The sequence below is a fragment of the Pseudomonas sp. Leaf48 genome (assembly GCF_001421885.1).
GTDB lineage: Bacteria > Pseudomonadota > Gammaproteobacteria > Pseudomonadales > Pseudomonadaceae > Aquipseudomonas.
This window is the reverse complement of record NZ_LMLH01000028.1, coordinates 756181-782648: the sequence shown is the minus strand read 5'-3', so window position 1 is coordinate 782648 and position 26468 is coordinate 756181. Positions and strand designations below refer to the sequence as shown.

The following is a 26468-nucleotide window of genomic DNA, read 5'->3' as shown; positions in this document are numbered from 1 at the left end:
ATCGGCGGACGTTCTATGGAGTTCACCCATGTCGCTTTTCTTTTCCCGCTGGTTGCCCGGGCTCTTTCTGAGCGCTGCGTTGCCCGTCGTCGCCCATGCCGAAGGGCCGGAATATGGCCCCGAACTGCAAGGTTTCGAGTACCCCTACACGCTCAAGCATTTCGCCCTTGAATCCCAGGGCCAGTCTTTGCAGATGGGCTACATGGACGTCGCGGCCCACGGCAAGGCCAATGGTCGCAGCGTGGTATTGATGCACGGCAAGAATTTCTGCGGCGCCACCTGGGACAGTTCGATCAAAGCCCTGAGCGATGCCGGCTACCGGGTCATCGCTCCGGACCAGATCGGCTTCTGCACCTCCAGCAAACCGCAGCACTACCAATACAGCTTCCAGCAACTGGCGAACAACACCCAGCAATTGCTCAAGGCCCTGGGCATCCAGAAAGCAACCCTGTTGGGGCATTCCACCGGTGGCATGCTCGCCACCCGCTATGCTCTGCTGTTTCCCGAACAGGTCGAGCAACTGGCCCTGGTCAACCCCATTGGCCTCGAAGACTGGAAAGCCCTCGGTGTGCCCTACCGCACCGTGGATCAATGGTACGAGCGCGAACTCAAGCTCAGCGCCGACGGCATCCGCACTTATGAACGCAACACCTATTATGGTGGCCGCTGGAAGCCGGAATTCGATCGCTGGGTGGACATGCTCGCCGGCCTGAACAAAGGCCCGGGGCATACGCAAGTGGCGTGGAATTCGGCGTTGATCTACGACATGATTTTCACTCAACCGGTGTACTACGAATTCCCCAACCTGAAAATGCCGACCCTGTTGTTGATCGGCACCTCCGACACTACCGCCATCGGCAGCGACATTGCCTCGCCAGAAGTCAAGGCGAAGCTGGGGCATTACGACGTGCTCGGCAAACAAGTGGCCAAACTGATTCCGCAGTCGACCCTGGTCGAGTTCCCCGGCATGGGCCATGCGCCGCAGATGGAAGAGCCGGAGCAGTTCCATCAGGCCTTGCTGGCCTGGCTGAGCAAAACCAACCCCGTGCCGGAGTGAGGTAACGCTGATGACTGTGCAGATTGCCGTGCTGGATGATTGGCAGGATGTGGCCCGGGAAGTGGTGGACTGGTCAGTGCTGGACGCCATCGGCCAGGTGAGCTTTCTCCACGACTACCCTGTCGACAACGAAAGCCTGGCCCGGCGCCTCGGGAAGTTTGAAGTGATCTGCGTGATGCGTGAGCGCACCCGTTTCGATGAAGACCTGTTGCGACGTCTGCCCAAGCTCAAGTTGCTGGTGACCGGCGGCATGCGCAACGCCGCCCTCGACCTCAAGGCTGCTGCTGCACTGGGTATTGAGGTCAGTGGCAGCGACAGCTACAAACATGCCGCGCCGGAATTGACCTGGGCCCTGATCATGGCGGCGACTCGCAATCTGGTGGTTGAAGCCAATGCCTTGCGCGCCGGCCGCTGGCAGCAAGGGCTGGGGGGCGACCTGCACGGCAAGACCCTGGCGATACTCGGTCTTGGCAGTATTGGCCAACGTGTTGCGCAATTCGGTCAGGTGTTCGGCATGCGGGTGATCGCCTGGAGCGAAAACCTCACGGCAGAACGCGCGGCGCAGGTCGGCGTAACCTGCGTCAGCAAGCAGGAACTGTTCGAACAGGCCGACGTACTGTCGGTGCATCTGGTACTCAGCGAGCGCAGCCGGGGTCTGGTCGATGCTCAGGCCCTGGGCTGGATGAAACCCACGGCGCTGCTGGTGAACACCGCTCGCGGGCCGATTGTCGATGAGGCGGCGCTGATCAAGGCCCTGCAAAAACAGCGGCTGGCCGGCGCGGCGCTGGATGTCTTCGAGCATGAGCCCTTGCCCGCGAATCACCCGTTCCGCACCCTGGACAACGTGCTGGCCACGCCGCATATCGGCTATGTCAGCCAGCAGAACTATCAGTTGTTCTTCTCGCAGATGATCGAGGATATCCAGGCCTGGGCGGCGGGCTCGCCGGTGCGCTTGTTGGGTTGATTACCCGGCACATTCAACAGCTTTGCAGCGACTCCCGGCCCCTTCACGAGCAAGCCTGCCCCCACAGGGGATTTACGCAAGACACAAAATCTGTGGCTACTGAGGATCCAATGTGAGAGCGGGCTTGCTCGCGAAGAGGGCATCACCGGCAATGACGCTGCTGAACGCTGATAAAGGTGTAACGCTGCGATGTGAACTTTCCTCAAAACAACACCAGAACGAATGAATAATTATCCATTGTGCGGTGTTCATCTTTCATGACCGATGAAGATCTACGCTGGGCCATGGTCTTTCACTTTTACAGCCTGCTTGATGTCTCAATCTTGCGCTGCATGTTGCCGGGGCGCGACCCGATCTGAAACGTATTCACCTGTGGAGCTTTGCCCATGAACATCCGTTTCGCTGCATTGGCTACCTCGCTGTTCCTGGCCGTCGCCTTGTCCGGCTCCCTGGCGCTGGCCAATGGTGGTGGCGGTGAAGACGACGAGGCACCGGCCAGACCCAACTGCCCCAAAGGCCAGGTCTTCGACTCCCGGGCACAGAAATGCGTCAGGCAAACCAGCAGCCTGGTGCCGGATGAAGACCGCACCCACTATGCCTGGCAACTGGCCAAAGACGGTCGCTACGAAGAAGCCCTGGCCCTGCTCGACACCCTGAAGAACCCGAACACTGCCAAAGCCCTCAACTATCGCGGCTACGCTACGCGTAAACTGGGGCGTACCGACGAGGGCATCGGCTACTACCTGCAATCGGTCAAGCTCGACCCGCAGTACGCGCAAGTGCGCGAATACCTCGGTGAGGCTTATGTCATCAAAGGCCGCCTGGACCTGGCGCAGGAACAGTTGCAGCAGATCAAAGCCATCTGCGGCGATACCCGTTGTGAGGAATACCAGGACCTGGCCGAAGCCATCAACGATTCATCGAAAACCTGACTCCCCGAGCGGACGGAGGTCTACATCGCCAGCGATCAGGCCATACGAGCAGAACTCAATCAGCACCTGGGGCGTTTGTGGCGCTACGGCCTGCTGCTGTCCCGGCAACGGCATGTTGCCGATGACCTGGTGCAGGCGACCTGCGTGCGCGCACTGGAACGGGCCGGGCAGTTCGTGTCGGGCACGCGCATGGACCGCTGGCTGCTGAGCATTCTGCATTCGATCTGGCTCAATGAAGTCCGCGCCCGGCGGGTGCGACTTGGCCAGGGCACGGTCGACGCTGATGAGGCATTGTCGTTCGATGGCGAATACGCGGCGCAAACCCATGTGCTCGCCGCGCAGGTGATCCGCCGCGTCGATGCGCTGCCCGAAACCCAGCGCGAAACGGTATTCCTGGCCTACGTCGAAGGCCTGTCCTACCGCGAAGTCGCCGAAGTGCTGCAAGTGCCGATTGGCACGGTCATGAGTCGCCTGGCCGCCGCACGGACGAAGCTGGCCGAATATCCGCCGCTACACGCGGTGCGCAACCCCACCAACGGAGAACGTCGATGAACGCGACACCCTCGGACGAGCAACTGGTGGCCTATCTGGACAACCAGCTCGACACCGAACAGCGCGAGCGCATTGACTCGGCCATCGCCGCCGACCCGATGTTGAGCTTGCGCCTGCAATGGCTCGATCGCAGTAGCCTGCCGTTCAAGGACGCCTACGATGAACTGGCGCGCCAGGCCCCGGTGGCACGCCTGCAAGCGATGCTCGACACCCTGCCGTCCCCTGCCCGTCCCGCGTACAGCCGCCGGTGGTTCCTCGCCGCAGCCGCAGGGCTGGTGCTCAGTGGTGTGCTGGCCGATCGCTTGTTCCTGGGGTGGCAACTGACCCGGGAGAAAGACAACTGGCGAGAACTGGTGGCCGACTACATGGCACTTTACGTGCCGCAGACCCTGGCCCATCTACCTGTCGACGCAACCGCCCGGCACGCACAACTGAGAATCCTCGATGCACGCCTGGGCCTCGATCTCGCGCCGGCCAAACTGCTTCTGCCAGGCGCCGAATTCAAGCGTGCGCAAATTCTTGAATACGACGGCGTACCCATTGCCCAGATCACTTATCTGGACCCGGTCCATGGCCCCATGGCGTTGTGCATCATCCGCTCTAACAGCGGCAGACAGGCCCCCACCGAAGAGCAGCGACGCGGGCTCAATATCGTGTATTGGGCCGATATGGAACATGCCTGGATGTTGATTGGACGTAACCCGACGTCGGATCTGACGGAAATGGCGCAACTGTTGCGCAGCCGCCTCAGCGCCTGACAACGCTCCCCACTTTAATCTTGAAGTTTCATCAGGTCCCGGGCCTTGGGAAACTCACCTGCCAGCAAGGTAAATCTCACCTTGTCGCCAACCACAAAAGCTTCACTGCCTTTGGCCATCGTCTTGGGCCCGATGCGGATCGCCAGCCGCGAACCACCACCGTCATCGGGGATGACCATGGCGTAGAGAGTCGACGTTGCCTCGACCCTGACGGGTCTGATCGCGTCGATGGTGCCCAGCCCGGTTGTTTTTGTAAGGGGCGCATCCATGTCCATGCTCCTGCATTGCCGTCACATTCTGACAGCCCTGAAGCCAGTGAAGGCCAGCGCTAATGAAACGCTCAATCTTTGCTCCTGGCTACTGTCAGACCTGACAGATGCAACGGACATTTTTCGACGGTCGCCGTCTTGCCGAGTTGGTTTTCCGGTAGTGAGACAAATGAGCGAGTGTTTGCCCAACGGTCAGACAACCATACCTCAAGCGTGGACGTACGCCTGTTTCCGCGCGGACCCTAGCAGTTCTGATAGTGGGCAAGATCAAGAAAAGGGAGGACGCTTGAAATCGGTTATTCGAAAATCCACCTGGAGCTCTAGCAATGCCTCCCTCTACTCAGCATTCCCTCTTGTGTCACCACCGCTATGATGCGCTGGACCGTCTGGTCGACAGCACGCCTACCACGCAATCCGCCATCCGGCGCTTCTACTGCAACAGCCGCCTGGCCAGTGAAATTCAAGGCGACGTGCAGCGCAGCATCATCCAGCACGACGACCATCTGCTGGCTCAAGCGCGGCGTGAGGGTACCAGCACCGACACCACCCTGCTGGCTACCGACCCACAACGTTCGGTAATCAATGCGCTGGATACCGCTCAATCCCATCCTGTTGCCTATGCCGCCTACGGCCATCACCCTGCGAAAAAAGGATTACACAGCCTGCTCGCTTTCAATGGTGAGCGACCAGACCCGGTGACCGGTCACTATCCGTTGGGTCAAGGTTATCGGCAGTACAACGCGGTGTTGAAGCGCTTCAACAGCCCGGACAGTTGGAGTCCGTTTGGGGAGGGTGGGTTGAATGCGTATGCGTACTGCAAGGGGAATCCGGTGAATCGAAGTGATCCGACTGGTCACATTTCGGTGTTGACAGCTCTTTCTTTGTCTTTTTTCGTCGTGGGTTCAGCTACTAGCTTAGCTGCCTTACTCATTAAAGATGAGCACCCGTCTACCATGAACAATACGTACACGTCTGCCGGGCTCCATCTGGCATCAGCTATGTTTTTCACAGCTGGTGCAGCAGCCCTTTCGGCGTCAATGGGAAACCGAGTTGGGCTGCTCCTTAATCCATCGAGGCGTCGCAACTCCATCCCGATGCAACCGATGGGTACTCGTACAGGTGCCAGCAATGCACCAGTCCCTGTAAGCCCTCCTGTCACCAGTCGATCTACACCTACACCTACACCTACACATACACCACCTGCAAGCCCTCTACTCAGCAAAGCAACACCTACATCTACACCACCTACAAGCCCTTTCCTCAGCAAAGCACAAACATCTGCAGGCAACTTCACGCCATCCGCCCCTCCAGCACCAACACCTAACTCAACAAATACTCTTTCCAGCCTACCAGGCTACAACACCGTCGTAGCAGCACGTGAGGATATTCGAGGAACAATCCCGTTTCGTAAGAATTCGTAAGAAGTAGACCCACACTCACCCCGGCATCGGCAACCACAACCGAAACCTCGCCCCTCCCAAGGGCGAGGCTTCCACCGTCAGCGTTCCGCCCTGGGTTTCCAGCGCCCGGCGACTGATCGCCAACCCCAGACCAAACCCGCCAGTGGCCCGATCCCGACTGCGATCGAGCCGATAGAACGGCTCGAAAATCCGTTCGCGTTCGTCGTCGGGAATACCGATGCCGTCATCATCGACCCAGATCTCGCAGCCCTCGGCATTGACCTGTACGCCGATCTGAATGCGCTTCTCGCAGTAGCGCATGGCATTGCGCAGCAGGTTCTGCAGGGCCCGGGCGGTCAGGCGCGGGTCGAGGCTGAAGCGCTCCAGCTGGCCGTGTAGCAACACGTCGATGACGATTTGCGGCGATTGCAATTCTTCGTCGACGCTGCCCAGGATGCTGTCGATGAATTCGTCCAGCGACACCTCGACCTGCTCGGGCAGGCGCACCGGATTTTGCAGGCGGCTGTAGGACAACAATTCCAGCACCAACTCGTCGAGTTCGCGGATGTGCGCGACCAGGCCTTGCAGGCGCTTGCGGCTGGCGGCCGGCAAATCGTCGGACAGCGCCAGCGCCAGACCGAAGTCCAGCCGGGTCAAGGGCGTGCGCAATTCGTGGGACACCGCATTGAGCAGGTCGCGCTGCTGGTTGAGCAGGTTTTCGATGTCGCCGGCCATGGTATCGAAAACCGCAGCCAGGCTACCAATACTGGAGTTTGGAGAGATCTGCGTACGCTCGCTCAAGTAGCCCTTGCCGAAGCGCTCGGCGGTGCTTTTGAGTCGCTCCAGGTCGCGCCAGTGCGGACGCAACCACAGCAACAGGCAGGCGAGCATGGTCGCGCCAATCAGCACGTTGATGCTCCAGTACAACAGGTTGACGTCCATCGGGTCTGGCGGCACCACCATTTGCACCACAGTGGTGTCGTTGAGCGGCGCCACCGCCAGGGTGCGCCAGCCCCAGTCGCCGACACGTACGACGTTCTCGCCGCGCTGCAGGCGTTGGCGCTCGTCGGCGGTCAAACCAGCGTCGTCATTGCGGCTGAGCACGATGTGCAGCGGCTGGAATTCCGCGTCCATTTGCGCCGCCAGGGCCGGCCATTGTTCTGCGGGAACCCCGTGAAACTGTTTGACGATCAGGGTTTGCAAACCACGGGAATAATCGAGGTTGTAGGTGACAAAGCGCTCCTGGAACACCCTGACCACAATGTCCGGTACCAGGTAAATCGCGGCGCTGAACGAGACGATCGTCACCAGGTACAGGCGAAAGAGGATTCTGTACATCAGCTCAACATTCCCACTCGGATCGGCTGAACAGGTAGCCCCGGCCCCACACCGTCTTGATCTTGCGGGCTTCGCCGGCGTGGTCGTCGAATTTTCGGCGCAGCTTGGAAATCGCCACGTCCACCGAACGGTCGGTGCCATTGAATTCGATGCCGCGCAGGCGTTGCAGAATCTGGTCGCGGCTCAGCACTTCGCCGGCATGCCGGGCCAGTACCACCAACAGGTTGTATTCACCACTGGACAGTTCCACCAGTTGCTCACGCCAGGTCACGGTACGCTCGGACAGGTCGATACACAGGTTGCCGATCAGGAGACGGTCGTTGACGGTCTGCGGTTCGCTGAGGCTGCTGCGGCGCAACAGGGTCCGCACCCGGGCCAGCAATACCCGCGGCTCGCAGGGTTTGGTGACGTAGTCGTCGGCGCCCATTTCCAGGCCCAGCACTTGATCGTGACTGTCATCCCGGGCGGTGAGCATCAGGATCGGCAGCGTCGCCGAGTCGGCGCGCAGCAGGCGGCAGACTTGCAGGCCGTCGAGGCCGGGCAGCATCAGATCGAGGATCACCAGGTCCGGCGGGGTGAGTCGGGCACGTTCGCGCACAGGGTCGCCACGGCCGATCACGCTGACGGAGTAACCGTTGCGTTCCAGGTAGCTGGCAATCAGTTCGGCGAGGGCGGCGTCGTCTTCGACCAGGAGGATGTTGGGCATGGGGTGTTCCAAAAGGTGCGGTGGTGCCTGTACCGGCCCCTTCGCGGGCAAGCCCGCTCCCACAGGGATTGTGTGAACGCCACATATCCACTGTGGGAGCGGGCTTGCCCGCGAAGGCGGCCTCACAGTCACAATTGAATTCAAGAAGTGCAGGATATACGCCCCCGCCCACACCTGAGTAAAACCCTTACACAATTTCACACAGCACCAACAATGCTTCACCGCTACCCTCGCCGACGCCCGGTAGCATTCTGGGGTCTTTATTGGGGTATGAAATGTCGAAAAATCTGCTTGCCAGGCTCGGTCTGATTGCACTGGTGTTGCCGCTGGCCGCGTGTGACAAGTCCTCGAACGCCGAAGAACAGGCGCCGCTGGCCACCGTGCGCATCGAAACCATCGAAGCCCGGCCATTGACCATCAGCACCGAACTGAGCGGGCGGATAGCCGCACCGCGCATTGCCGAAGTGCGCGCGCGGGTGGCCGGCGTGGTCTTGCAGCGGGCCTTCCGCGAAGGCAGTGACGTGAAACAAGGTGATGTGCTGTTCCGTATCGACCCGGCGCCATTCAAAGCAGATTTGCAAAGCGCCGAAGCGGTGCTGCGCAAAGCCGAGGCCAATGCCTATCAGGCCAGCTTGCAGGAACAACGCTATGCCCAGTTGATCGGTGACAAGGCCATCAGCGGCCAGGATTACGACAACGCCCGGGCCACCGTGCGCCAAACCGCCGCCGACGTCGCCGCCAGCAAAGCCGCCGTGGAGCGGGCAAAGCTCAACCTGGGCTACGCCACCGTCACCGCACCGATTTCCGGGCGCATCGGTCGCGCCCTGGTCACCGAAGGCGCGCTGGTCGGGCAGAACGAAAGCACGCCGCTGGCGCTGATCCAGCAACTCAATCCCATTCACGCCGACCTGACCCAATCAACCCGCGAGCTCAACGAACTGCGCCGCGCGTTCCGTTCCGGCCAGTTGCAGCAGGTCGGCCAGGCTCAGCTCAAGGCCACGTTGATCCAGGACGACGGCAGCCTCTATCCATTGCCGGGCAAGTTGCTGTTCAGTGACATCAGCGTCGACCCGGGCACCGGCCAGATCATCCTGCGCAGCGAGTTCCCCAACCCGGATCTCGACCTGCTGCCCGGCAGTTTCGTGCGTGTGCGCCTGGAGCAGGCGGTCAACCAGCAAGGCATCAGCGTGCCGCAGCGGGCCATCCAGCGCGACAGCGCCGGTGTCGCCCAGGTACTGCTGCTGGACGACGAACAACGGGTCGGCCTGCAGCCGGTCGAACTGGGCGCCGTGCAGAACAATCGCTGGATCGTCACCGGCGGCCTCAAGCCGGGTGACCGCATCGTCATCGAAGGCCTGCAACACGCACGCCCCGGCGAGAAAGTGCAGATCGACGACACCCCTCTTCCCCTTGCCCAGGTTTCTGGTCAGTAAGCAGGACGCTTGTTTATGCCGCAGTTCTTTATCGACCGCCCGGTGTTCGCCTGGGTGGTGGCCCTGTTCATCCTGCTGGCCGGTGCATTGGCCATTCCACAATTGCCGGTGGCGCAATACCCCGATGTCGCACCACCGCAGATCGAAATCTATGCCGTGTACCCGGGCGCCTCGGCGCAAACGGTGGACGAGAGCGTGGTCAGCCTGATCGAGGAAGAGCTCAACGGCGCCGATCATCTGTTGTATTTCGAATCCCAGAGCAGCCTCGGCAGCGCCACCATCAAGGCCACCTTTAAACCGGGCACCAACCCGGAACTGGCCCAGGTGGATGTGCAGAACCGCCTCAAGGCCGTGGAGTCGCGCCTGCCGCAAGCGGTCATCCAGCAAGGCTTGCAGGTGGAGAAAGTCTCGTCCGGGTTTCTGTTGCTGATCACCCTGACCTCAAGTGACGGCAAGCTCGACGACGTGGCGCTCAGCGATTACCTGGCGCGCAACGTGATGAACGAAATCAAGCGTCTGGACGGCGTCGGCAAGGCTCAGTTGTACGGTTCCGAACGCGCCATGCGGGTGTGGATCGACCCGCAAAAACTGATCGGTTTCAACCTGACCCCGGCCGACGTCAATTCCGCCATCGTGGCGCAAAACGCCCAGGTAGCGGCCGGCAGCATGGGCGACTTGCCAACCCGCAGCACCCAGGAAATCACCGCCACCGTGCTGGTCAAGGGCCAGCTGTCGACGCCCGAAGAGTTCGCCGACATCGTGCTCAAAGCCAGTCCCGACGGCTCCACAGTGCGTATCGGTGATGTGGCACGGGTCGAGATCGGCAGCCAGGACTACCAGTTTTCCACTCGGCTCAATGGCAAACCGTCGACCGCCGTCGGCGTGCAATTGGCACCCGGCGCCAACGCCCTGAACACCGCAACTCTGGTGCGGGCGAAGATGGATGAGCTGGCGCGCTACTTCCCGGCGAACGTCGAGTACAAGATTCCGTACGACACCTCGCCCTTCGTGAAAGTCTCGATCACCAAAGTGGTCTACACCCTCGGCGAGGCGATGTTGCTGGTGTTCGCGGTGATGTTCCTGTTCCTGCAAAACATCCGCTATACCTTGATCCCGACCCTGGTGGTGCCGGTGGCGTTGATGGGCACTTTTGCGACCATGCTCGCCCTGGGTTTCTCGATCAACGTGCTGACCATGTTCGGCATGGTGCTGGCCATCGGCATTCTGGTCGACGACGCGATTGTGGTGGTGGAGAACGTCGAACGCATCATGGCCACAGAGGGTCTGTCGCCCAAGGAAGCGACGCGCAAAGCCATGACCCAGATCACAGGGGCGATCATCGGCATCACCCTGGTGCTGGTGGCGGTGTTCATTCCGATGGCGTTCATGCCGGGCTCGGTCGGGGTGATCTACCAGCAGTTCTCCCTGTCGATGGCCACCTCGATCCTGTTCTCGGCCTTCCTCGCCCTGACCTTGACCCCAGCGCTGTGCGCCACGCTACTCAGGCCGATCGCCAAAGGTGAACACCACGAACGGACCGGGTTCTTCGGCTGGTTCAACCGTCGTTTCGAGCGACTGACCGAGCGCTATCAGGGCTGGGTCGCCTATGCGTTGAAACGCACCGGGCGCTACCTGTTGATCTATGGCGTGCTGTTGGCGGGACTGGTTATCTGCTTCAGTCGCCTGCCCTCCTCGTTCCTGCCGGTGGAAGACCAGGGCTACACCATCACCGACATTCAGTTGCCGCCCGGCGCGAGCAAAAACCGCACGGTGCAGGTGGTAGAACAAATCGAAGCGCACAACGCCACTGAACCGGGCGTCGGCGACAGTACGGTGATCCTCGGTTTCAGCTTCTCCGGCAGCGGCCAGAACGCGGCGCTGGCGTTCACCACCTTGAAAGACTGGTCCGAGCGCGGCAGCGACGATTCGGCTGGCTCTATTGCCGACCGGGCCAACATTGCCCTCAGCCAGATCAAGGACGCGGTGTCTTTCGCCGTACTGCCGCCCCCGGTAGATGGCCTGGGCACGTCCAGCGGTTTCGAGTTCCGCCTGCAGGACCGCGGCGGTCTCGGTCACGATGCGCTGATGCAGGCGCGCACGGAATTTCTGGCGGCCGCCGAAAAAAGCCCGATCCTGATGAACGTGCGCGAAAGCGCCCTGGCCGAAGCGCCGCAGGTGCATCTGATCGTCGACCGCAAGCAGGCCAACGCCTTGGGCGTGTCCTTTGCCGACATCGGCAACGTGCTATCCACGGCCGTCGGCTCGGCCTATATCAACGACTTCCCCAATCAGGGCCGGATGCAACGCGTGGTCGTGCAGGCTGAGGGCGACCAGCGCAGTCAGGTGGCGGATCTGCTGAAAATGCATGTGCGCAATAACAACGGCAACATGGTGCCGCTGTCGGCGTTCGTCCAGGCCAAATGGACCTTGGGCCCGGCGCAACTGACCCGCTACAACGGTTACCCGGCGATTGCCATTTCCGGTGAGCCCACACCCGGCCACAGCACCGGCGAAGCCATGGCCGAGGTCGAGCGCCTGGTGGCGCAAGGCCCGGCGGGACTGGGCCAGGAGTGGACCGGCCTGTCGTTGCAGGAACGCTTGTCCGGCAGCCAGGCACCGATCCTGCTTGGGTTGTCATTGCTGATCGTGTTCCTGTGCCTGGCGGCGTTGTACGAGAGCTGGTCGATCCCGACTTCGGTGCTGCTGGTGGTGCCGCTGGGTGTTCTCGGCGCGGTACTGGCCGTGACCCTGCGCGGGATGCCCAACGATGTGTTCTTCAAGGTCGGGCTGATCACCATCATCGGCCTGTCGGCGAAGAACGCGATCCTGATCATCGAGTTCGCCAAGAGCCTGTATGACGATGGCCACGACCTGGTCGATGCAACCCTGCAAGCCGCGCGCCTGCGCTTGCGGCCGATTGTCATGACCTCCCTGGCGTTCATCCTCGGTGTGGTGCCATTGGCGATCGCCACCGGCGCCAGCTCGGCGAGCCAGCAAGCCATTGGCACCGGGGTGATTGGCGGGATGATCAGCGCGACCCTGGCGGTGGTGTTTGTGCCGGTGTTTTTTGTGGTGGTAATGAAGCTGGTGCGCAAGCGCCACAAAAACATATGAACAAACATCATCCCTGTGGGAGCGACGCTCCGGCGATTTGTGCCTGACCGCCCCCCTGTAGGAGCGAGCACGCTCGCGAAAAACCAGAGGGCGCCGCGGGCATTCAGGATGCCCGCGTCATCGTTCACGTCCATCGTCGGAACGCCGCCCGGAGCATGCTCGCTCCTACAGTCCAACACGGCCAATTGTAGGAGCAAGCACGCTCGCGAAAAACCATAGAGCGCCGCGGGCATTCAGGATGCCCGCGTTATCGTTGACGCCCATCGTCGGAACGCCGCCCGGAGCATGCTCGCTCCTGCGAGGATTTGTGTCTGGCCGCGCGAATGTGGTCCAACGGATCGCACTGGGCTAAGGTGATCGCACACTCCCGGCCCCTTCGAGCGCCCATGCCCTTCCTCGCCCGCACTCACCCTCGCCTGTCCGCCGCCGCCACCCTGGGCGTGGCGGTGGGCATTCTGGCCCCGTCCGACTCGATCATCAGCAAAATCCTCTTCGGCTGGAACGCCGGGGTCTGGACTTACCTGCTGCTGATGATCTGGCTCGCCACCCGCGCCAAAGCGCCGGACGTGAAACGCATTGCCGAAATCGAAGACGAAAATGCCGGGTTGGTATTGTTTGTCGTGTGCATCGCGGCACTCGCCAGCCTGGCGACCATCACCTTGGAATTGGCCGGCAGCAAGGACATGGAAACTACTCGCAGGCTGGCCCATTACGGCTTCACGGCAATGACCGTAATGGGCTCATGGCTGTTGATCGGTGTGATTTTCAGCGTGCACTACGCCCGGTTGTATTACACCTGGGGCGGCAAGGAACCGGCGTTGCGTTTTGCCGAGGGTTTGACGACCCCCAATTACTGGGACTTTTTGTATTTCTCGTTCACCATCGGCGTGGCGGTACAGACCTCGGATGTGGGCGTGGCCACCACTGAGTTGCGCAAGATCGTGCTGGCGCAGTCATTGATCGGCTTTTTGTTTAATACGGCGATCCTGGGATTTTCAATCAATATCGCCGCTGGATTGTTTGGTCACTAGCAGCAAGGTGAGTGCAAAGGCACATCGTATGTGCCATGGCAGACGCGTTTTCATTACCCGCGACCCAAGGTCGTTCCGACTTCCGCCCCGCGCAGATACAACCTTTCGGTGAACGCTTTGGCGCACAGGGCGATACGTTCACAGGCCTTGGCCAATTGTTTGCAGTCGAGCACTAATCCGATCCGGATGTATCCTGCCGCACTCGCTCCGAATGCCTCGCCGGCAAGTACCGAGACGCTGTAATGCTCGAGTAATTGCTGCGAAAACTCTTGTGCGGTCGCACCCGTTCCACGTACGTCGACCATCACGAACATGCCGCCATCGGGCCAGATCGGCTGCAAGCCCGGACAATCGCCGAGGCTGATGCAAACCAGATCGCGGCGCCGCCGGTACTCCTCGCGCATCAGTGCCAGTTGCGGATGCTCTTCATCCAACGCCACTTGCGCGGCTTTCTGCACAAATTCCGGAATGCCGAACAGCATGCACATCGACAGATGTTCCAGATGATCAATCAGCGGTTTCGCCCCGATCACCCAGCCTACCCGCCAGCCACTCATGGCGTGGGATTTGGACAGGCTGTTGATGGTCGCGGTGCGTTCGGCCATGCCCGGCAGGCTCGCGGGGCTGATGTGTGCGCCTTCGTACAGTAGCTCGCTGTAGACCTCATCGCTGATCAGCCACAAGTCATGACCAATGCACAGCGCGGCCAATTGCTGCCAGACGCTCAACGGCAGACTGGCACCGGACGGGTTGTTCGGACTGTTGAGCAAGATGGCGCGAGTCCTGGGCGTGATCCGGGCCGCGACGTCTGCCGGGTCGACGCGAAAACCGTTTTGCGCGCTCACCGGAACCGGCACCACTTTGGCCGCGCAAGCCCCGAGCACGCCTTCGTAGGTCACGTACATCGGCTCGGCGACGATCACTTCATCACCCGGATCGAGCAGACATTGCGCGACGCAATACACCGCACACTGCGCCCCGGGAAGGACGATTACATGGTTGGCGTCAACGGCCTGGCCGCAGCGTTGCCGATGGCGGCGGGCGATGCTGTCACGCAAGCCTGGACTGCCACGCACCGGCGGATAATGGGTATCGCCGGCCAACAAGCTGGCAATGGCTGCCTGGACGATGGGCTCAGGTGTCGCGAAATCCGGATCGCCGATCGATAACAGCAACACATCGACGCCCTGCTCCCGCAATTGCAGCGCCCGATCATGAATCTGCCAGGCCGCCGCTCCGTCTCCGGCGATTCGTTGGGTCAAGGCTGAATAGCGCATGTCTTTCTCCTGTCGCGCGGGCTCCCAGACACAACCCTACCTCAAATCGCCAAACGCGCCAGCATGACAACCCAATCGACGGACGGCCCCGACCGTGCACACCAGAAGCGAGCCATGCCCGAGCCCCTTTGCCTGCCCCGACATTTCAGTGTTGCGCAGAACCGTATTGAAAATAAAAACCAACTGAATCAGCACATTAACCTTCAAGTTCCAGAATGAAAAACACCAGCGACTACTCCTACACACGCCGGCGCTTTTACTGACAGCCATTTCTACAACATCTGGCTAAAGTCCGTCACCTGTAATATCTGACAGGTTCCAAACGGCCTGAATCGCGTTATAAAAAGCCCGTGCCTCCGGCCCCTATCCAGGTGCCTGAAGGACGGCCGCGCGAACCACGCCATCCTGCAGTAGGAAGATTCTGCCGCGCCCACGCCGTCATTGATGATGAATGGGAGATCCAACCATGCAACGCTCCATCAGTAGTTCAGTTCGATCTTCGCCCGCCCTGCCCAACGCCTTGCCACGGGAAAGCAAGCCTGCGAAAAAAATCAAACTCACCACCCGGGAGAAAGAAGTCTTGCAGTGGAGCGCCGCTGGCAAGTCATCCTGGGAAATCGCCCGGATCATCAGCTGCACCGAAGCGGGTGTGAATTATCATTTTTGCAATATCCGCCGAAAATTTGGCGTGAGCTCGCGCTGGATCGCCTTGGTCATGGCGTTGGAACAAGGCTTGATTCGATTGCCTTGAACCGGCCTTGCGCAGTGGTCAGCGTGACATCGACCCCTGTTGAGACATTCCATGAACCCCGCACAAATGCCACCACCCTCACAACCCGAAGCTACCCATTCAAGTGCCTGTGACGATACCCCCGTACCGTACGGGCACCGCATCATTTCCCCCTTGCGCATCATCCTCGCCGATGATCACCCCGTAGTGTTGATGGGGGCCGAAACGGCCCTGTGCCCAGGATCGGGGTCAGCGTTCTCGATTGTCGCCCAGGCCCATAATGCCGATGAACTGATCAGCCATTTGCAACGCACGCCGTGCGACTTGCTGATCAGCGATTATTCCATGCCCTACGGGCGCTTTCCCGACGGCCTGGCATTGATGAGTTATCTGAAACGCCATTTCGACCACCTGCCGTTGATTGTCATGACCATGATGCGCAATCCTTCGCTGCTGCAGGCTTTGCTCAACTCAGGCGTGAACGGACTGTTTGACAAACGCAGCCCCATGAGCGAACTCAAGCGCGCGGTCAATACGGTGATCAAAGGGAGGCGCCACTTGTGCTCGACATTCGCCACGATTCTGCAGGCCCAGACCTTGCCATGCTCGAGTGTGGCGGTGCCTCGGGTGAGCCTTTCCGAGCGTGAACTGGAGGTGGTTCGGTTGTTTGTCCAGGGCTTGTCCGGCCGGCAGATTGCCGCGCAATTGAATCGCAGCGAAAAAACCATCAGCAGGCAGAAAAGAACCGCCATGGACAAGTTGGGACTTGACCATGACGGTGGGTTGGTGGAATTTGCGCGGGTGAGTGGGCTTGGGTAGATAATGACCCAATGAAAATCTATTCCGCTTGTATGTCGTGAACGATTAAACGCTGGATGGTGAGGCATTGCACTCCACCATCCAGACATTAAACGTTTAACTCCTTCCGTCACCCAAATAACTTTTTACAACATTACGCCTTACATTTTTGTTGGCTCCCAAGTTTTGCTTATCAAATTGCACCTGTTGCTTATAAAGATATTGTTGTTGCTGCTCCTGCCTGACTTTGTCCGCGGACGCCTTGAACTCGTTTGCTATTGCTTTCAAGGTTTTTGAAGCCTCCTTTGTTATTCCAATTTTTCCGACATTATCGCGCGCCCAACCCTTTAAATATTGGGAATATTTCAGGTTATCTTCCGCCTCCCCAATTTCCCTATTAGCCGCCCTTCGGAAACTTCCCACACCATATTGGCGGTCGTATCCCTGTTCATTACTAGGGGTTCTACTCCATTCGCCCCACTTTTCGACTACATTTTTTAACTCCGACTCACGCCCCCTCACAACCGTCTTCAACCGCCCTACATCTTTATGCTGAATAGGCCGCACCGAAGCTGGACCAGTTTTGGATTCCGGTTTCTGAAGAAACGCATTTGGAACTTTGGCGTTTGCAGCCTGGATAGTAGTAGGCCTGAACATCCGCAGAATATTGCCAAATACCGAATGCCCATCCGGATCCGCGCTCAACACCGGCTCACCCTCGCAATAGGCGTACCTATTCACTCCTCCCTCGCCAAACGGACTCAAACTGTCGGGACTTAAAAACTTCATCAATCTAGGGTTATAAGCCCGATACCCATTCCCCAACAACTGCCACCCCGTCTGCGGCTCGCTGAATTGCCCGTTGTAATGCAGTTGCGTACTGATCGGCTGTTGCGCACTGGCATGGCCATACGCGGTATGCGCAACCTGATTGACCACCCCGTTACTCGCCTCGCTCAGCAACGTATTTTTATGGTCACCGAGCAGCATCAAGACTTTGGGTCATCACCTTCCTGGTACTCGGCGAGCACCATGTTATCGCCGTGCATGAAGGTGCTGTGGCTTGCCCCCTGAATGCGGTTGACCAGCACGCCGTTACGATAGAAGCGCTGCTCCGGCCCGCCGTCGCCGTTGCCCCCGGATACCTTGTCCAGCGGATCGTAGTCATAATCGGTTGGCGTCTCGCCCGCCAGTGCACTGACGCGGATCAAGCGGCCCAAGGCGTCGTATTCCAGAAACCGGCCTTCTTCATCACGAGTCATGCGGCCGTCCCAGTCATACTCAAGTTCGATGAGCGCGGGATAGCCGTCACCCGAGGCCGAGTTGGTCACGCTGGACAATTGCGTCGGGTCGGTGCCGGTGTAGCTGTAAGTGGCGATGTTGTTACTTGTGGTTCCCCCCGGCCCCTGGTAAGTCGTCGTCACCCGCTTCAGATTATCCATGGCGTCGAACATGAACCTCTGACTGACAATGGCCTTGCCATAGGGATCCACCGGTGGTTCGCTGCCCTCGCACTTATAAAGCACCAGGCGCCCGCGCGGGTCGTATTCATAGGTCTCATCACGCAACAATGTCTGGCCTTCGCGCAATGTTCTGCGCACCAGTAGATCGACCTTGTTATAGACCTGGCTCAGCACCTGCAGGACGCCATCAAGGTCAAACGTACGCTTGATCTCGCGGCCCAATCCATCGTGTTCCAGGCTGATGGTCACCTGTTGCCCGCTGGCGCTGTCCCGGGTTTTGATCGTGAGTGGCTGTCCCAGGGCGTCAAAGGTAAAGTCCGAAGACGTGGTTCCCAGCTCGGTGTGCTCCAGGCGGCCAGGGTCGTCGTAGTGATAAGTTTGAACTTGATCTCGTACGTCGGTGTAACTGAGCAAAAGCCCCTGTCGACTGTAGTCATAATGCATGACATCGGTTTGATTGCCCTGCACCCGTGTTTCGCTTTTCATTTCACCGGTGGTGAAGTATTCGCGTTGCAGCTCCAGGTCATCTTCCTTGCAACGGACAAGACGAGCGTTTTTACCGTCGCGCTCGTATTCAGCCGGATCCTTATCGGGCAGACTGCGCTGGCTCGGTTCATCGCCCAACTGGGGCTGGTAGGCATAGTTGATCACTTGGTTGCTGGCGGTGGTGACCGTCGCCGGTTGGGTTTGGCCCGGGTTGTAGGTGAAGCTTTGCACGCGTCCACCGGTGATCGATTCAATCATCCGATCCAGGCCATCGAACGTTTGCTCGCCAAGCACGACATCGTCGACACTGATTTTCGTCGGCAAGTCTGCGGAACTGTGCTCGGCGTAACAGCGGCGAACCTCGGCGCCACCCGGCAGACCGTTGATGATCAACCGGTCAAAAGCATCGTAAGCATATGTTGTGGTGGCATCGCTCGCATCGGTTTCCTCAACCGTTCTTCCAAACCCGTCATAGACGTATTGATGTTTACTCACCAGCGATTGGTCAATCTCGAATCGCTCAACGTGATCGGGCTTCTCGAACAGATTCAGGTAAGTCACTACCTTGCCGCCGACTTTTCCCGGCCCCTCTCGCCAACTGCTCTGGATCGGCCCTCGCCACCCGGAAGTGCCAATCGGATTGGTTTCCTCATAGTCCATTACACCGTCCGGGCCGGTGACACTGCGCTGCATGCCCCAATCGTCGTATTCGAATGTGCTGGTCTGAGCGACCTGCTGCGCCCCCCGCCAGTCGTAGTGAGTTTCCTCCCTCAGGTTTCCGTACAGATCGTACGAGGCGGACCAGGTCTGGCGGTATTTGTCGGCGCGCTGCGGGTTGTCCGCGTCATGGCGCTCTTCGTATATCGGGCGGTTGAGGCCGTCGACCAGGCTTCGGGTCTTCACCCCTTTGACATCGGTGACCACCTGACTGGCCTGCTGCCCGGCAATGGATGTCAGGTAGTATTCATAATGACGCGTAGCTTCGAATTCAGGCTCGCCCGGGGCGACGGTCTCACTCAGCACCCGATTCAGTGGATCGTAGACGTAGCGAATTCTCGTTTCATTGTCGTCGCGGGTCAGCAAAGGCTGACCGTGTAGCAGTGAGTCCTCACTGATGATCTTTTTACGAACTTCCTTTTTACCGGGCACATCATCGAAACCCTTGAAGGTTGCAGTGGTCTGCAGCACCGTCGCCCCAGCCAGTGCGCTGTACAACCTCTCGTATTCATATGACGTCGTGCTGGTTTTGCCATTGAGTGTGGTTTGCTCGGTTTGCAGGCGAGCATGCAGGAACGCATCCGCCGGCTCCACGTGATAGGTACGTTGGGTCTGTTGCAAAATAGTGTCGCTGGCGCCGTTGATCTGCGCCAGGGTCTCGCTCTCGACCGCCAGCCAGTCGGGCTGCTCGCTACCGGTCAAGGCTTGGTGCGCCGCATAACGCAAGCGCGTACGCAGTGTCGGGGCGCCCGGTTTGCCTTGGGGCGACGGGGTGACCAGGGTGTCTTTGAGGTTGCGCACAAAACGGTCCGGCGGGCAACCGTCTTCGCCCGCCTTGAGGTAGTAGGTGTAGGTGGTCACGCGGCCATTGGGCTCGACCTGCCTGGTCTGATTGCCGTCCGTGTCAAAAGCACTCTCTGCCACTTCCTCGCGGTATTGGGTGGGGTCCTTGTCGATTGTCCAGATGGAGGTGACCTTCCTGGGCAGCTGAAATTGCGCGACCTGCTGCTCAAACGGTATGTCCTCGGCGTAGTAGTCGGTCTTGACCTGTTTGATACATTTTTGCTGGGTGGTTGTTTCTTCGGTCAGCAAATGAAAGCGGTTGTAGGTGCGTTTCACGGTGCGCACCACCTTGGGGTTGTTCAGGTCGGTGGCGTCCATCAGCGTGGCGGTGCTGCCGTAATCATAATGGGTGCGCACTTTGTACAGCGGGTCCATGCCTTCTTCCCAACTGACGGTTTCCCCGAACCCCAGGAAGTTCTGGCTGGTGTAGCTGAAGTCGACCTGGATCATCGGTTGGCCGAAGCCGGGGTAGCTGCGATGACGGGTGACCCGCGGCAGGTTGGGCCGGCTGACGCCGCCCGGATAAGGGTGCCCGAGGTCACCGTAGTCAAGGGTTTCGCGCCCGCCCGTTGGCGTGTGGACTTCATGCAGGCAGAGAATGTCGCGGATCGGCCCGTTGCCGTAGCCAAACCGCCAGGACGCCTTGTCGGGGGTGGGCAACACGATGCTGGTGACCCAGCCACTGCCGTTGAGGTTCATTTCATAGCGCGCCAGCGGGCCGCCACCGGGGCCGTCGTAGGGGCGTATGAGGATTTCCACCTGGGTGTCGTTGGGGCTCATTTCATAGCGCGCCAGCGGGCCGCCACCGGGGCCGTCGTAGGGGCGTATGAGGATTTCCACCTGGGTGTCGTTGGGGCGGTTGATGCGCAACAGTTCACCTTGGGCGTCCCTGATGCTAGCCAGGCGCTGGCCACCGCGGAAGTCGTCATAATCCAGCTCGATGCAGTGCCCGGCGGGCGAGTAGATCTTTTTGGGCAAGGCCACCCGATCAGTGCTGCTGCCACCGACCTCGAGCAACTCCACCAGCCCGGACTTGTGCGTCACGCGGTACCAGTCATTGCCCAGGTTTTTGAAGTGAAAGCTGTCGAGTTTTTTTTCCTTGATGGACGGCTCGGTCCCGCTGCCGGTGACCTTGAAGGTTTCCCCGGTGTGCAGGGACAGGATGCTGTTGTGCGGGGTGAACTGGGTCWGGTTGAGGTTCCAGCCCCGCCCGTAGCCGGAATCCAGGRTGTTGATCGGGTTGAAGGCCAGGCTCACGGGAAAGGCCGGGCCACCCAGCCAGTTGCTCTTGACCTCGGGGAAGTCGATGGAGAGGGTGTATTGCCCGGTACGGGGGTCGACACCGCCTTGCATATGATTCACGAAACCAAAGGCTTGCGAATGCACGGCTCTGGAAGAAGTCATGTTTTGGGGCCTCGTTATTAATTATTTCCAAGATGATTCTGTCGTCCGAAAAGACAAGCGGTATTTGTATATCGACACTACGGAGATGGGGGCTGCGCTGAAGTGATAATTTTTACGCAAGCTGTGTTGTCTGCTGCGGAGGAGCCATGTTTTTTCCAGGTGCGAGTGAGTTGCAAACCTGGTTCGATGATCAGGCCAGGTTGAAAGGTGGTGAGGAAGTCAACTTCAATAATTGTGGTTTCTGTGTTTTTTTTTGTTGTTTTCAGTTCTATATAAAAACCATCCCTGCTTGTGTCCTCCCTGCAATCTGCATGGTCATGAATAAAAATTTTTGTAGCCGAAGGCATTTCTGAAAATGCGATGGTGCGAGCAGTATCATAACCACATTTTCCTTCCCCGCTTTTCTCCAAGTCGTAGACTGCTGTTTGTCCCGGCTCGGGAGCTTTTAAGGTGCAGCGGTTACTATCCTTGTCTCTTAAAATAATAGTACCCCGACTAGCAGAGGTTTCAGCCATTACGGCGCTGGATAATAAGAAACAGGTGGCGAGCAATAGCCCGATACTGGTTGATTTTTGGAGGTTCATCTGGTGGCCTCATGTAACGAGTTGGGTTGGACTTACATTCGGAGTTTGGGCTAACGTTATCACCTGATTGGGTTGTCGAAACCTATCAGAACAGATAGTTGTTTACGTCACGTGCAAGGCGTAGGCTTTCAGGATTTTTGCCGGAACAGTGTGATGCGCTGGCAGGTCTATACAAGCTGTCGAAGGGCGCAGAGATCAATAAAGATAAATATCGATTGAAGTAAGGTTGAGTGCAGCAAAACAGCAGGGTTAAATCAAAGTCTTCAAGCATATCGCATTTCCAGCGCCTGACAACCTAGTAGTTCTGTTAGTGGTCGGCTCCTTGAGTTCGGCGTTATTGTGAGATTCATAGTCGATGAATTCCAATGACCAAGGAGAAAAAAATGGCGGATGTGAACCCCCGTCCTGTGATCCGGGATCTACAGCCTGGCGACTGGATCGATCTGGACCAGTTGGGCAGTGATGCTCTGATGACCTATATCAAATACCCCGATATTGCCATCGACGACGTATTTTGGCCGAACTGGCGAGGCTGTGGAGCACAGGGTGCAATCGCCGATCACTTCAATGCCCGAGTGGATGTTTCGATTGAAGGGGGGTACACCCCTGAGTCGGGAATGCCGGTGCTGGTACCCAATGGACTGCTCAAGCAGCTTGATCAAGGCTGGGCCTTTTATTCGTACGCGCTCGGTAAGGCTTCTGATCCAGCATTCCGGGGGCCAGAGTCCCTGCGAACCTTCTGCTATGTGGGTAAACGCCCAGACAAAGTCAGCAGTTTACCGGTGCCGCAGATCAAGGAATCCCATGGGTGTGCATTGGACCCGGATGAACTCGACCCTGCGGGTGCCACTGCCGTGGTACCGCCTTATAACGCGATGAGCGTTGGGGACACCGTGATTCTCACCTGGCAAGGGTACTATGCCGGGATCCCGGAGGACCCCTTTAAACAAAAGAAAACAATCAAGGCTGAGGAGTTGGGCCAGCCGCTGACGTTCACGGTCCCGAAAGCCCAGTTCGACTATCCGGTTCAAGATGGCGAGTTAAGTTATCGTATCGAGTATGCCAACGGAGTGGGGGAACCAAGTGACTCCGAGGTGCAAACACTGGACTTGGTCAAATCCGATGCCAAGCGGTTAGACCCCATCACTGTCAAGGGCCACGAAGAGGGCCCGATCAATCCCGGGAAGTATCCTGATGGGCTGGTATTACAGGTAAAACCTGCTTATGCAGCCCTTCAGGAGGGGGATTGGGTGCTGGTGTACTGGACGGGCACGGATAAGACCAAAAATGTCATCAAGGCACTGCGGGCCGATCGGTCGACGGTGGACAGCGGGGTCATCGAATTTCTGATCGAGCCCCGTTGGCTGACCGACAATAGCAATTCCAAGGTGGCCGTGGTTTATCAGTTTGCCCGTCAGGGTGTTGCGCAATCTGCTGATACATTGCCATTGGATATCAGTAAACCGTTGAACCTGCCCATGCCGGTTGTCGAAAACGCGACAAGTGAAGGCACTGACAAGGGATTTCTGAGGGCGAATACCAGTGGCGACCATGTCAGCATACCCGCAACGGCCGAAGTTGGCTCGGGCAGAGTAGAGCTGCATTTTGAGGGTAATCCCAATGGTGGGCGGCACATTGCGTTGACGCCTATACCAGGCAACGGCAAGAAATACTTCATTCCCGCCACCGTCCTGGCTGCCAACATGTCGGAGCGCCTGGATGTGCATTTTCCCGTGTTTTATCGCGTGTTTGCACCGGGTGATAACGTCGGCGAAAAGTCCGCCACTTACAACGTGCGCATCACGCCACTGCCCGCGTCACGGTATCCCTTTACGACGTCGCCGCAGATTGTAAATAACGAAATGAAGTTGTCCTCTGTCGGTATTGGCGGTGCCGATCTGGAAATTCACTCTTCGCCCCACAACGACGCATGGCCATTCATGGCCGAGGGACAACTATTGATCATGGAAGTCCTCGGTGTCGATCGTAGTGGCGGTAGTATCCGGACTTTCGTGCGCGAGGCCACTCATCCGGTTACCGCGGCGGAGTTCAGAAATAAGAAAGCAACGGCAAAATTGCCAAAAGCTTTTCTCAGTACGCTCAAGCCCAATGAGCCATTCACGCTGAAAGCGAAAGTTAGTTTCAATGGCGGCGACTCTTATATCAACTTTGTGGACAGCACGCCGAAGCTTGTTAGTTGACGGTCATCGGCGCAAGTCGGTGGATTTTCTATTAATGAAAGGATATTGATCATGGAAAGTAATTCCATTGCAGAACTGTTGACCTGGTTGAAAGTAGAGCCTCGGACATTTGGCTGCGATGCTGTCGTAGCCTATGGGCGCAGTGAAACAAATAAGGTGCTGCTTCAGGAGTATATCAATCGCTTCGGTACTGATAATTATCTTCGGCCCATTACTGAAGAAGTCAAAAATACTGGGACTCCGAACTCCAAGGAATATTATAATAACTACCAGTTGGACTCTCCGAAGATTTCATTCGCGGGTTCAGAGCTGGAAAAATCGTCTGCCAAGATAAGCATGAATGTCGTTGGCGGCTCGCGCGTGCATTTTGAAAAGCAGCAAGGTACCACTGTTTGGAACGTGAGCAAACTTTCCCATGAGGATGTACTGGATGGGGAGAAATTAAGTTTTGATGTCGATCTCATTGCGGCTCGTGGGTCGGTGAGTTCCGCAGGACGCGTGGAACTGGATATTTCGAATGGGAAAAACTACCGACTGACCGGTGGCTTATCTGAGGTCTTTAATAAGCTGGCCGGCGAACGCATGCAGCACGCTTTCAAATCCTTGTCGGAGGATCAGAAAATTTTCGTGTTGAACGAACTGAAGTTCGATGACAAACAGTTTTTGAAGCCGGACAAGTTTGTTATTCGTACACATAACAAGAAAGGTTCGGGTGCCAGGCTATTGGCAGGTGAAGACGAGGGGGAGGGCGCTGTTCTGGTGTTCATCGCGATGCAGGGGCGAGACCTTGGCAGACCGCCGACTCTCAATAAAGATCTGAAATATTTACTTCCGGACGGCTATTCGGCAACGCTGTTGTTGGGGCATGAGTTTTTCATCAAGAAAATATTTGACGATGGGTTGAAAAAGATTTCAAACAGTCAATCAATAGTCTATGAGGAGGTGCGATCTGCTGACAAACTGAAGATCCTGAAGCTTATTGCCAAAAGTGGGCAGAGAACTCGACGACAGGTAGAGCAAGTAGTTGTTAAGGATATTACATATAAGTCAATCTATACGACTGCGTATACTCACTCTAAAAACGAAAAAGACTATTTTTCGCTAAATACGAGTGATGGGAAGCTTTCTGTTGAGTGGAAAGAGCCCGATATTTATCAGCCGTTGAGTGAAAACGATTTCAACTTGACTGAGCCCATCTGGGTAGTCTGGGATATAAATGTTGTATTCGATTATGTTATTGGAGAAAATCAAGATTTTCGTATCGAGGTGTCCCCTGAAAGTCGCTATCAAATCAATTGTAGAGCTAATAGTCAGTATTATTTCTATCCAGAGGTGCTGCAAGCCTACAATCAGTGGATGAGACGTCTGTTTGACGAAGCTATAACCGATTTCATCGGCAGTGCGCAAAGTATTAATGTATTTACCCTTAACAGTCTTCTGTTTCGCGGCACAGATGCAGTGCAGTTCAAGAGGGCTGAATTCCCTACCGACGTAGCGCTGTTTGGACATGTCGGCCCCGGCCCATCCGGCTTCAGTATCAATCAAGTGCAACAGCTGGTCGGTCCCGGCGAAACATTCCAGTTCACCACCCAACCGTCGCGCACCGACCTGAAATGGGAGGTGCATAACATCCTTGGCGAGACGGTTCCCAAGGGTGCCATTAATCCCGCGACGGGGCTTTATACCGCCCCCACAGGCGCCCAGCTCAAGGGTAGTTTCGTGCGCGTAAGGGTTTCCGCCAGTGCTGGCGGCCGTACCAGTTCGGCGTTGGTCACGGTGTTGCGCCAAGCCATCACCGTCAATCCGATGATCCGGGTTGCCACGGCCGGAGATACGCTGGCGCTTGACGTCTCGGCCGGAACCGTGGACGGCGGGCCGTTGACCTGGTCCATCCAGGATCCTTCCTCGGGTGCGGTGGTACGGCCGCATCCCAATACCGATCCCGCAGAAAGAAAGGATCACGTCTATGTGCCGGGGCCGCGGATATCCAGATCGCCGCCCACTGTCGACACGATCGTTGTGCACAACCCACGGACTAAATTGAGTGAGACGGCACGGGTATTGGTCCTGCATCGGGGGATCACGCTGAACGTGGGGATCGTCGAAAAACCTGGCTTGCCGGATAACCAGTTTCAGCTCGCCATCCTGGGCGAAGAAGGCCCCATTAATCCGGGTGACTTTGAAGAAACATGGGAGGTAGTGCTAGGTGGCGGATCTGCGCAGATCGATGCCGAAAAAGGTCTGCTCACAGTGAACCCTGCCGGCCCGGACAAATATGTGCTGGTCACTGTCTGCGCTCCCGGCATCAGGAATCAGCCGGACGATTACGGTTACTTGATCTTGCCAGTGCCGTTTTTCAGTCTCCCCCCAGAAACCCTTCGTCAGTTGCTCAGCACAGATGCTCAGTAATC

Annotated in this window: 21 protein-coding genes; 13 read left to right on the top strand and 8 right to left on the bottom strand. The window is 58.0% G+C overall.

Going from position 1 to position 26468, the window contains the following annotated elements:
• The first annotated feature begins 28 nt into the window (after positions 1-28).
• The 5 genes from ASE98_RS19265 (at position 29) to ASE98_RS19245 (ending at position 4263) form a co-directional block, all read left to right on the top strand.
• Positions 29-1057 carry an alpha/beta fold hydrolase gene (locus ASE98_RS19265; RefSeq protein ID WP_060542909.1) on the top strand — a complete coding sequence of 343 codons (1029 nt, stop codon included), beginning with the start codon at positions 29-31 and terminating at the stop codon, positions 1055-1057.
• 10 nt (positions 1058-1067) lie between these two features.
• Positions 1068-2021 carry a D-2-hydroxyacid dehydrogenase family protein gene (locus ASE98_RS19260; protein ID WP_060542908.1) on the top strand — a complete coding sequence of 318 codons (954 nt, stop codon included), beginning with the start codon at positions 1068-1070 and terminating at the stop codon, positions 2019-2021.
• 386 nt (positions 2022-2407) lie between these two features.
• Positions 2408-2953: a tetratricopeptide repeat protein gene (locus ASE98_RS19255; protein ID WP_060542907.1), complete on the top strand. Its 546-nt coding sequence runs from the start codon at positions 2408-2410 to the stop codon at positions 2951-2953.
• 66 nt (positions 2954-3019) lie between these two features.
• On the top strand, positions 3020-3505 hold the full coding sequence (locus ASE98_RS19250) for an RNA polymerase sigma factor (RefSeq protein ID WP_060542906.1): 486 nt from the start codon (positions 3020-3022) through the stop codon (positions 3503-3505).
• Positions 3502-4263, top strand: a complete 762-nt coding sequence (locus ASE98_RS19245) for an anti-sigma factor family protein (RefSeq protein WP_060542905.1) — start codon at positions 3502-3504, stop codon at positions 4261-4263. The genes ASE98_RS19250 and ASE98_RS19245 overlap by 4 nt, the downstream gene beginning before the upstream one ends.
• Before the next feature lie 14 nt (positions 4264-4277).
• Here ASE98_RS19245 and ASE98_RS19240 read toward each other — a convergent pair whose 3' ends face one another.
• Positions 4278-4532, bottom strand: coding sequence for a hypothetical protein (locus tag ASE98_RS19240; RefSeq protein ID WP_060542904.1), 255 nt, complete (start codon positions 4530-4532; stop codon positions 4278-4280).
• 326 nt (positions 4533-4858) lie between these two features.
• On the opposite strand from ASE98_RS19240, the gene ASE98_RS26120 reads away from it, so the two are divergent.
• Positions 4859-5953, top strand: coding sequence for an RHS repeat-associated core domain-containing protein (locus ASE98_RS26120; protein ID WP_082457581.1), 1095 nt, complete (start codon positions 4859-4861; stop codon positions 5951-5953).
• Between the two features lie 15 nt (positions 5954-5968).
• Here the strand turns inward: ASE98_RS26120 and ASE98_RS19230 are convergent, their stop codons facing one another.
• Together ASE98_RS19230 and ASE98_RS19225 are read right to left on the bottom strand one after the other, a co-directional pair.
• Complete coding sequence (locus tag ASE98_RS19230) at positions 5969-7270, bottom strand: ATP-binding protein (RefSeq protein ID WP_060542902.1); 1302 nt, start codon at positions 7268-7270, stop codon at positions 5969-5971.
• 4 nt (positions 7271-7274) lie between these two features.
• On the bottom strand, positions 7275-7976 hold the full coding sequence (locus ASE98_RS19225) for a response regulator transcription factor (RefSeq protein WP_060542901.1): 702 nt from the start codon (positions 7974-7976) through the stop codon (positions 7275-7277).
• A 275-nt stretch (positions 7977-8251) separates the two neighbouring features.
• Between ASE98_RS19225 and ASE98_RS19220 the strand changes: the two genes are divergently transcribed.
• The 3 genes from ASE98_RS19220 (at position 8252) to ASE98_RS19210 (ending at position 13554) form a co-directional block, all read left to right on the top strand.
• The gene (locus ASE98_RS19220) at positions 8252-9409 is read left to right on the top strand and encodes an efflux RND transporter periplasmic adaptor subunit (protein WP_060542900.1); all 1158 of its coding nucleotides are present in this window, start codon (positions 8252-8254) and stop codon (positions 9407-9409) included.
• Positions 9410-9424: 15 nt separating this feature from the next.
• Positions 9425-12523, top strand: coding sequence for an efflux RND transporter permease subunit (locus ASE98_RS19215; RefSeq protein WP_060542899.1), 3099 nt, complete (start codon positions 9425-9427; stop codon positions 12521-12523).
• Between the two features lie 386 nt (positions 12524-12909).
• Positions 12910-13554 carry a DUF1345 domain-containing protein gene (locus tag ASE98_RS19210; RefSeq protein WP_060542898.1) on the top strand — a complete coding sequence of 215 codons (645 nt, stop codon included), beginning with the start codon at positions 12910-12912 and terminating at the stop codon, positions 13552-13554.
• Between the two features lie 53 nt (positions 13555-13607).
• Here ASE98_RS19210 and ASE98_RS19205 read toward each other — a convergent pair whose 3' ends face one another.
• Positions 13608-14831 (bottom strand): pyridoxal phosphate-dependent aminotransferase, encoded by a 1224-nt coding sequence (locus ASE98_RS19205; RefSeq protein WP_060542897.1) that lies wholly within the window; start codon positions 14829-14831, stop codon positions 13608-13610.
• Between the two features lie 466 nt (positions 14832-15297).
• Between ASE98_RS19205 and ASE98_RS19195 the strand changes: the two genes are divergently transcribed.
• Positions 15298-15582 (top strand): LuxR family transcriptional regulator, encoded by a 285-nt coding sequence (locus ASE98_RS19195; protein ID WP_060542895.1) that lies wholly within the window; start codon positions 15298-15300, stop codon positions 15580-15582.
• A gap of 51 nt (positions 15583-15633) precedes the next feature.
• On the top strand, positions 15634-16380 hold the full coding sequence (locus ASE98_RS19190) for a response regulator transcription factor (protein WP_060542894.1): 747 nt from the start codon (positions 15634-15636) through the stop codon (positions 16378-16380).
• 96 nt (positions 16381-16476) lie between these two features.
• Here ASE98_RS19190 and ASE98_RS19185 read toward each other — a convergent pair whose 3' ends face one another.
• The 4 genes from ASE98_RS19185 to ASE98_RS26695 form a co-directional block, all read right to left on the bottom strand.
• Entirely contained in the window at positions 16477-17349 is an 873-nt protein-coding gene (locus tag ASE98_RS19185; RefSeq protein WP_060542893.1) for an RHS repeat-associated core domain-containing protein, read from the bottom strand.
• On the bottom strand, positions 17349-21272 hold the full coding sequence (locus ASE98_RS19180) for an RHS repeat domain-containing protein (protein WP_060542892.1): 3924 nt from the start codon (positions 21270-21272) through the stop codon (positions 17349-17351). The genes ASE98_RS19185 and ASE98_RS19180 overlap by 1 nt, the downstream gene beginning before the upstream one ends.
• Before the next feature lie 77 nt (positions 21273-21349).
• Positions 21350-21856: a hypothetical protein gene (locus ASE98_RS26700; protein ID WP_156465530.1), complete on the bottom strand. Its 507-nt coding sequence runs from the start codon at positions 21854-21856 to the stop codon at positions 21350-21352.
• A gap of 85 nt (positions 21857-21941) precedes the next feature.
• A complete protein-coding gene (locus ASE98_RS26695) occupies positions 21942-22127 on the bottom strand; it encodes a hypothetical protein (protein WP_156465529.1) in 186 nt (61 codons plus the stop codon).
• A 94-nt stretch (positions 22128-22221) separates the two neighbouring features.
• On the opposite strand from ASE98_RS26695, the gene ASE98_RS19175 reads away from it, so the two are divergent.
• Together ASE98_RS19175 and ASE98_RS19170 are read left to right on the top strand one after the other, a co-directional pair.
• On the top strand, positions 22222-24057 hold the full coding sequence (locus ASE98_RS19175; RefSeq protein ID WP_156465528.1) for a hypothetical protein: 1836 nt from the start codon (positions 22222-22224) through the stop codon (positions 24055-24057).
• A 51-nt stretch (positions 24058-24108) separates the two neighbouring features.
• Positions 24109-26466, top strand: a complete 2358-nt coding sequence (locus ASE98_RS19170; RefSeq protein ID WP_060542890.1) for a hypothetical protein — start codon at positions 24109-24111, stop codon at positions 26464-26466.
• Positions 26467-26468 lie beyond the last annotated feature (2 nt).

What these genes read in the sequence shown, in the direction of transcription:
- ASE98_RS19260 (WP_060542908.1), top strand. Translation starts at nt 1,068, where the DNA reads ATGACTGTGCAGATTGCCGTGCTGGATGATTGGCAGGATGTGGCCCGG.
- ASE98_RS19255 (WP_060542907.1), top strand. Translation starts at nt 2,408, where the DNA reads ATGAACATCCGTTTCGCTGCATTGGCTACCTCGCTGTTCCTGGCCGTC.
- ASE98_RS19195 (WP_060542895.1), top strand. Translation starts at nt 15,298, where the DNA reads ATGCAACGCTCCATCAGTAGTTCAGTTCGATCTTCGCCCGCCCTGCCC.
- ASE98_RS26700 (WP_156465530.1), bottom strand. Translation starts at nt 21,856, where the DNA reads ATGAACCTCCAAAAATCAACCAGTATCGGGCTATTGCTCGCCACCTGT.
- ASE98_RS19215 (WP_060542899.1), top strand. Translation starts at nt 9,425, where the DNA reads ATGCCGCAGTTCTTTATCGACCGCCCGGTGTTCGCCTGGGTGGTGGCC.
- ASE98_RS19190 (WP_060542894.1), top strand. Translation starts at nt 15,634, where the DNA reads ATGAACCCCGCACAAATGCCACCACCCTCACAACCCGAAGCTACCCAT.
- ASE98_RS19220 (WP_060542900.1), top strand. Translation starts at nt 8,252, where the DNA reads ATGTCGAAAAATCTGCTTGCCAGGCTCGGTCTGATTGCACTGGTGTTG.
- ASE98_RS19170 (WP_060542890.1), top strand. Translation starts at nt 24,109, where the DNA reads ATGGAAAGTAATTCCATTGCAGAACTGTTGACCTGGTTGAAAGTAGAG.
- ASE98_RS19245 (WP_060542905.1), top strand. Translation starts at nt 3,502, where the DNA reads ATGAACGCGACACCCTCGGACGAGCAACTGGTGGCCTATCTGGACAAC.
- ASE98_RS19205 (WP_060542897.1), bottom strand. Translation starts at nt 14,831, where the DNA reads ATGCGCTATTCAGCCTTGACCCAACGAATCGCCGGAGACGGAGCGGCG.
- ASE98_RS19175 (WP_156465528.1), top strand. Translation starts at nt 22,222, where the DNA reads ATGACCAAGGAGAAAAAAATGGCGGATGTGAACCCCCGTCCTGTGATC.
- ASE98_RS19225 (WP_060542901.1), bottom strand. Translation starts at nt 7,976, where the DNA reads ATGCCCAACATCCTCCTGGTCGAAGACGACGCCGCCCTCGCCGAACTG.
- ASE98_RS26120 (WP_082457581.1), top strand. Translation starts at nt 4,859, where the DNA reads ATGCCTCCCTCTACTCAGCATTCCCTCTTGTGTCACCACCGCTATGAT.
- ASE98_RS26695 (WP_156465529.1), bottom strand. Translation starts at nt 22,127, where the DNA reads ATGCTTGAAGACTTTGATTTAACCCTGCTGTTTTGCTGCACTCAACCT.
- ASE98_RS19240 (WP_060542904.1), bottom strand. Translation starts at nt 4,532, where the DNA reads ATGGATGCGCCCCTTACAAAAACAACCGGGCTGGGCACCATCGACGCG.
- ASE98_RS19230 (WP_060542902.1), bottom strand. Translation starts at nt 7,270, where the DNA reads ATGTACAGAATCCTCTTTCGCCTGTACCTGGTGACGATCGTCTCGTTC.
- ASE98_RS19265 (WP_060542909.1), top strand. Translation starts at nt 29, where the DNA reads ATGTCGCTTTTCTTTTCCCGCTGGTTGCCCGGGCTCTTTCTGAGCGCT.
- ASE98_RS19210 (WP_060542898.1), top strand. Translation starts at nt 12,910, where the DNA reads ATGCCCTTCCTCGCCCGCACTCACCCTCGCCTGTCCGCCGCCGCCACC.
- ASE98_RS19185 (WP_060542893.1), bottom strand. Translation starts at nt 17,349, where the DNA reads ATGCTGCTCGGTGACCATAAAAATACGTTGCTGAGCGAGGCGAGTAAC.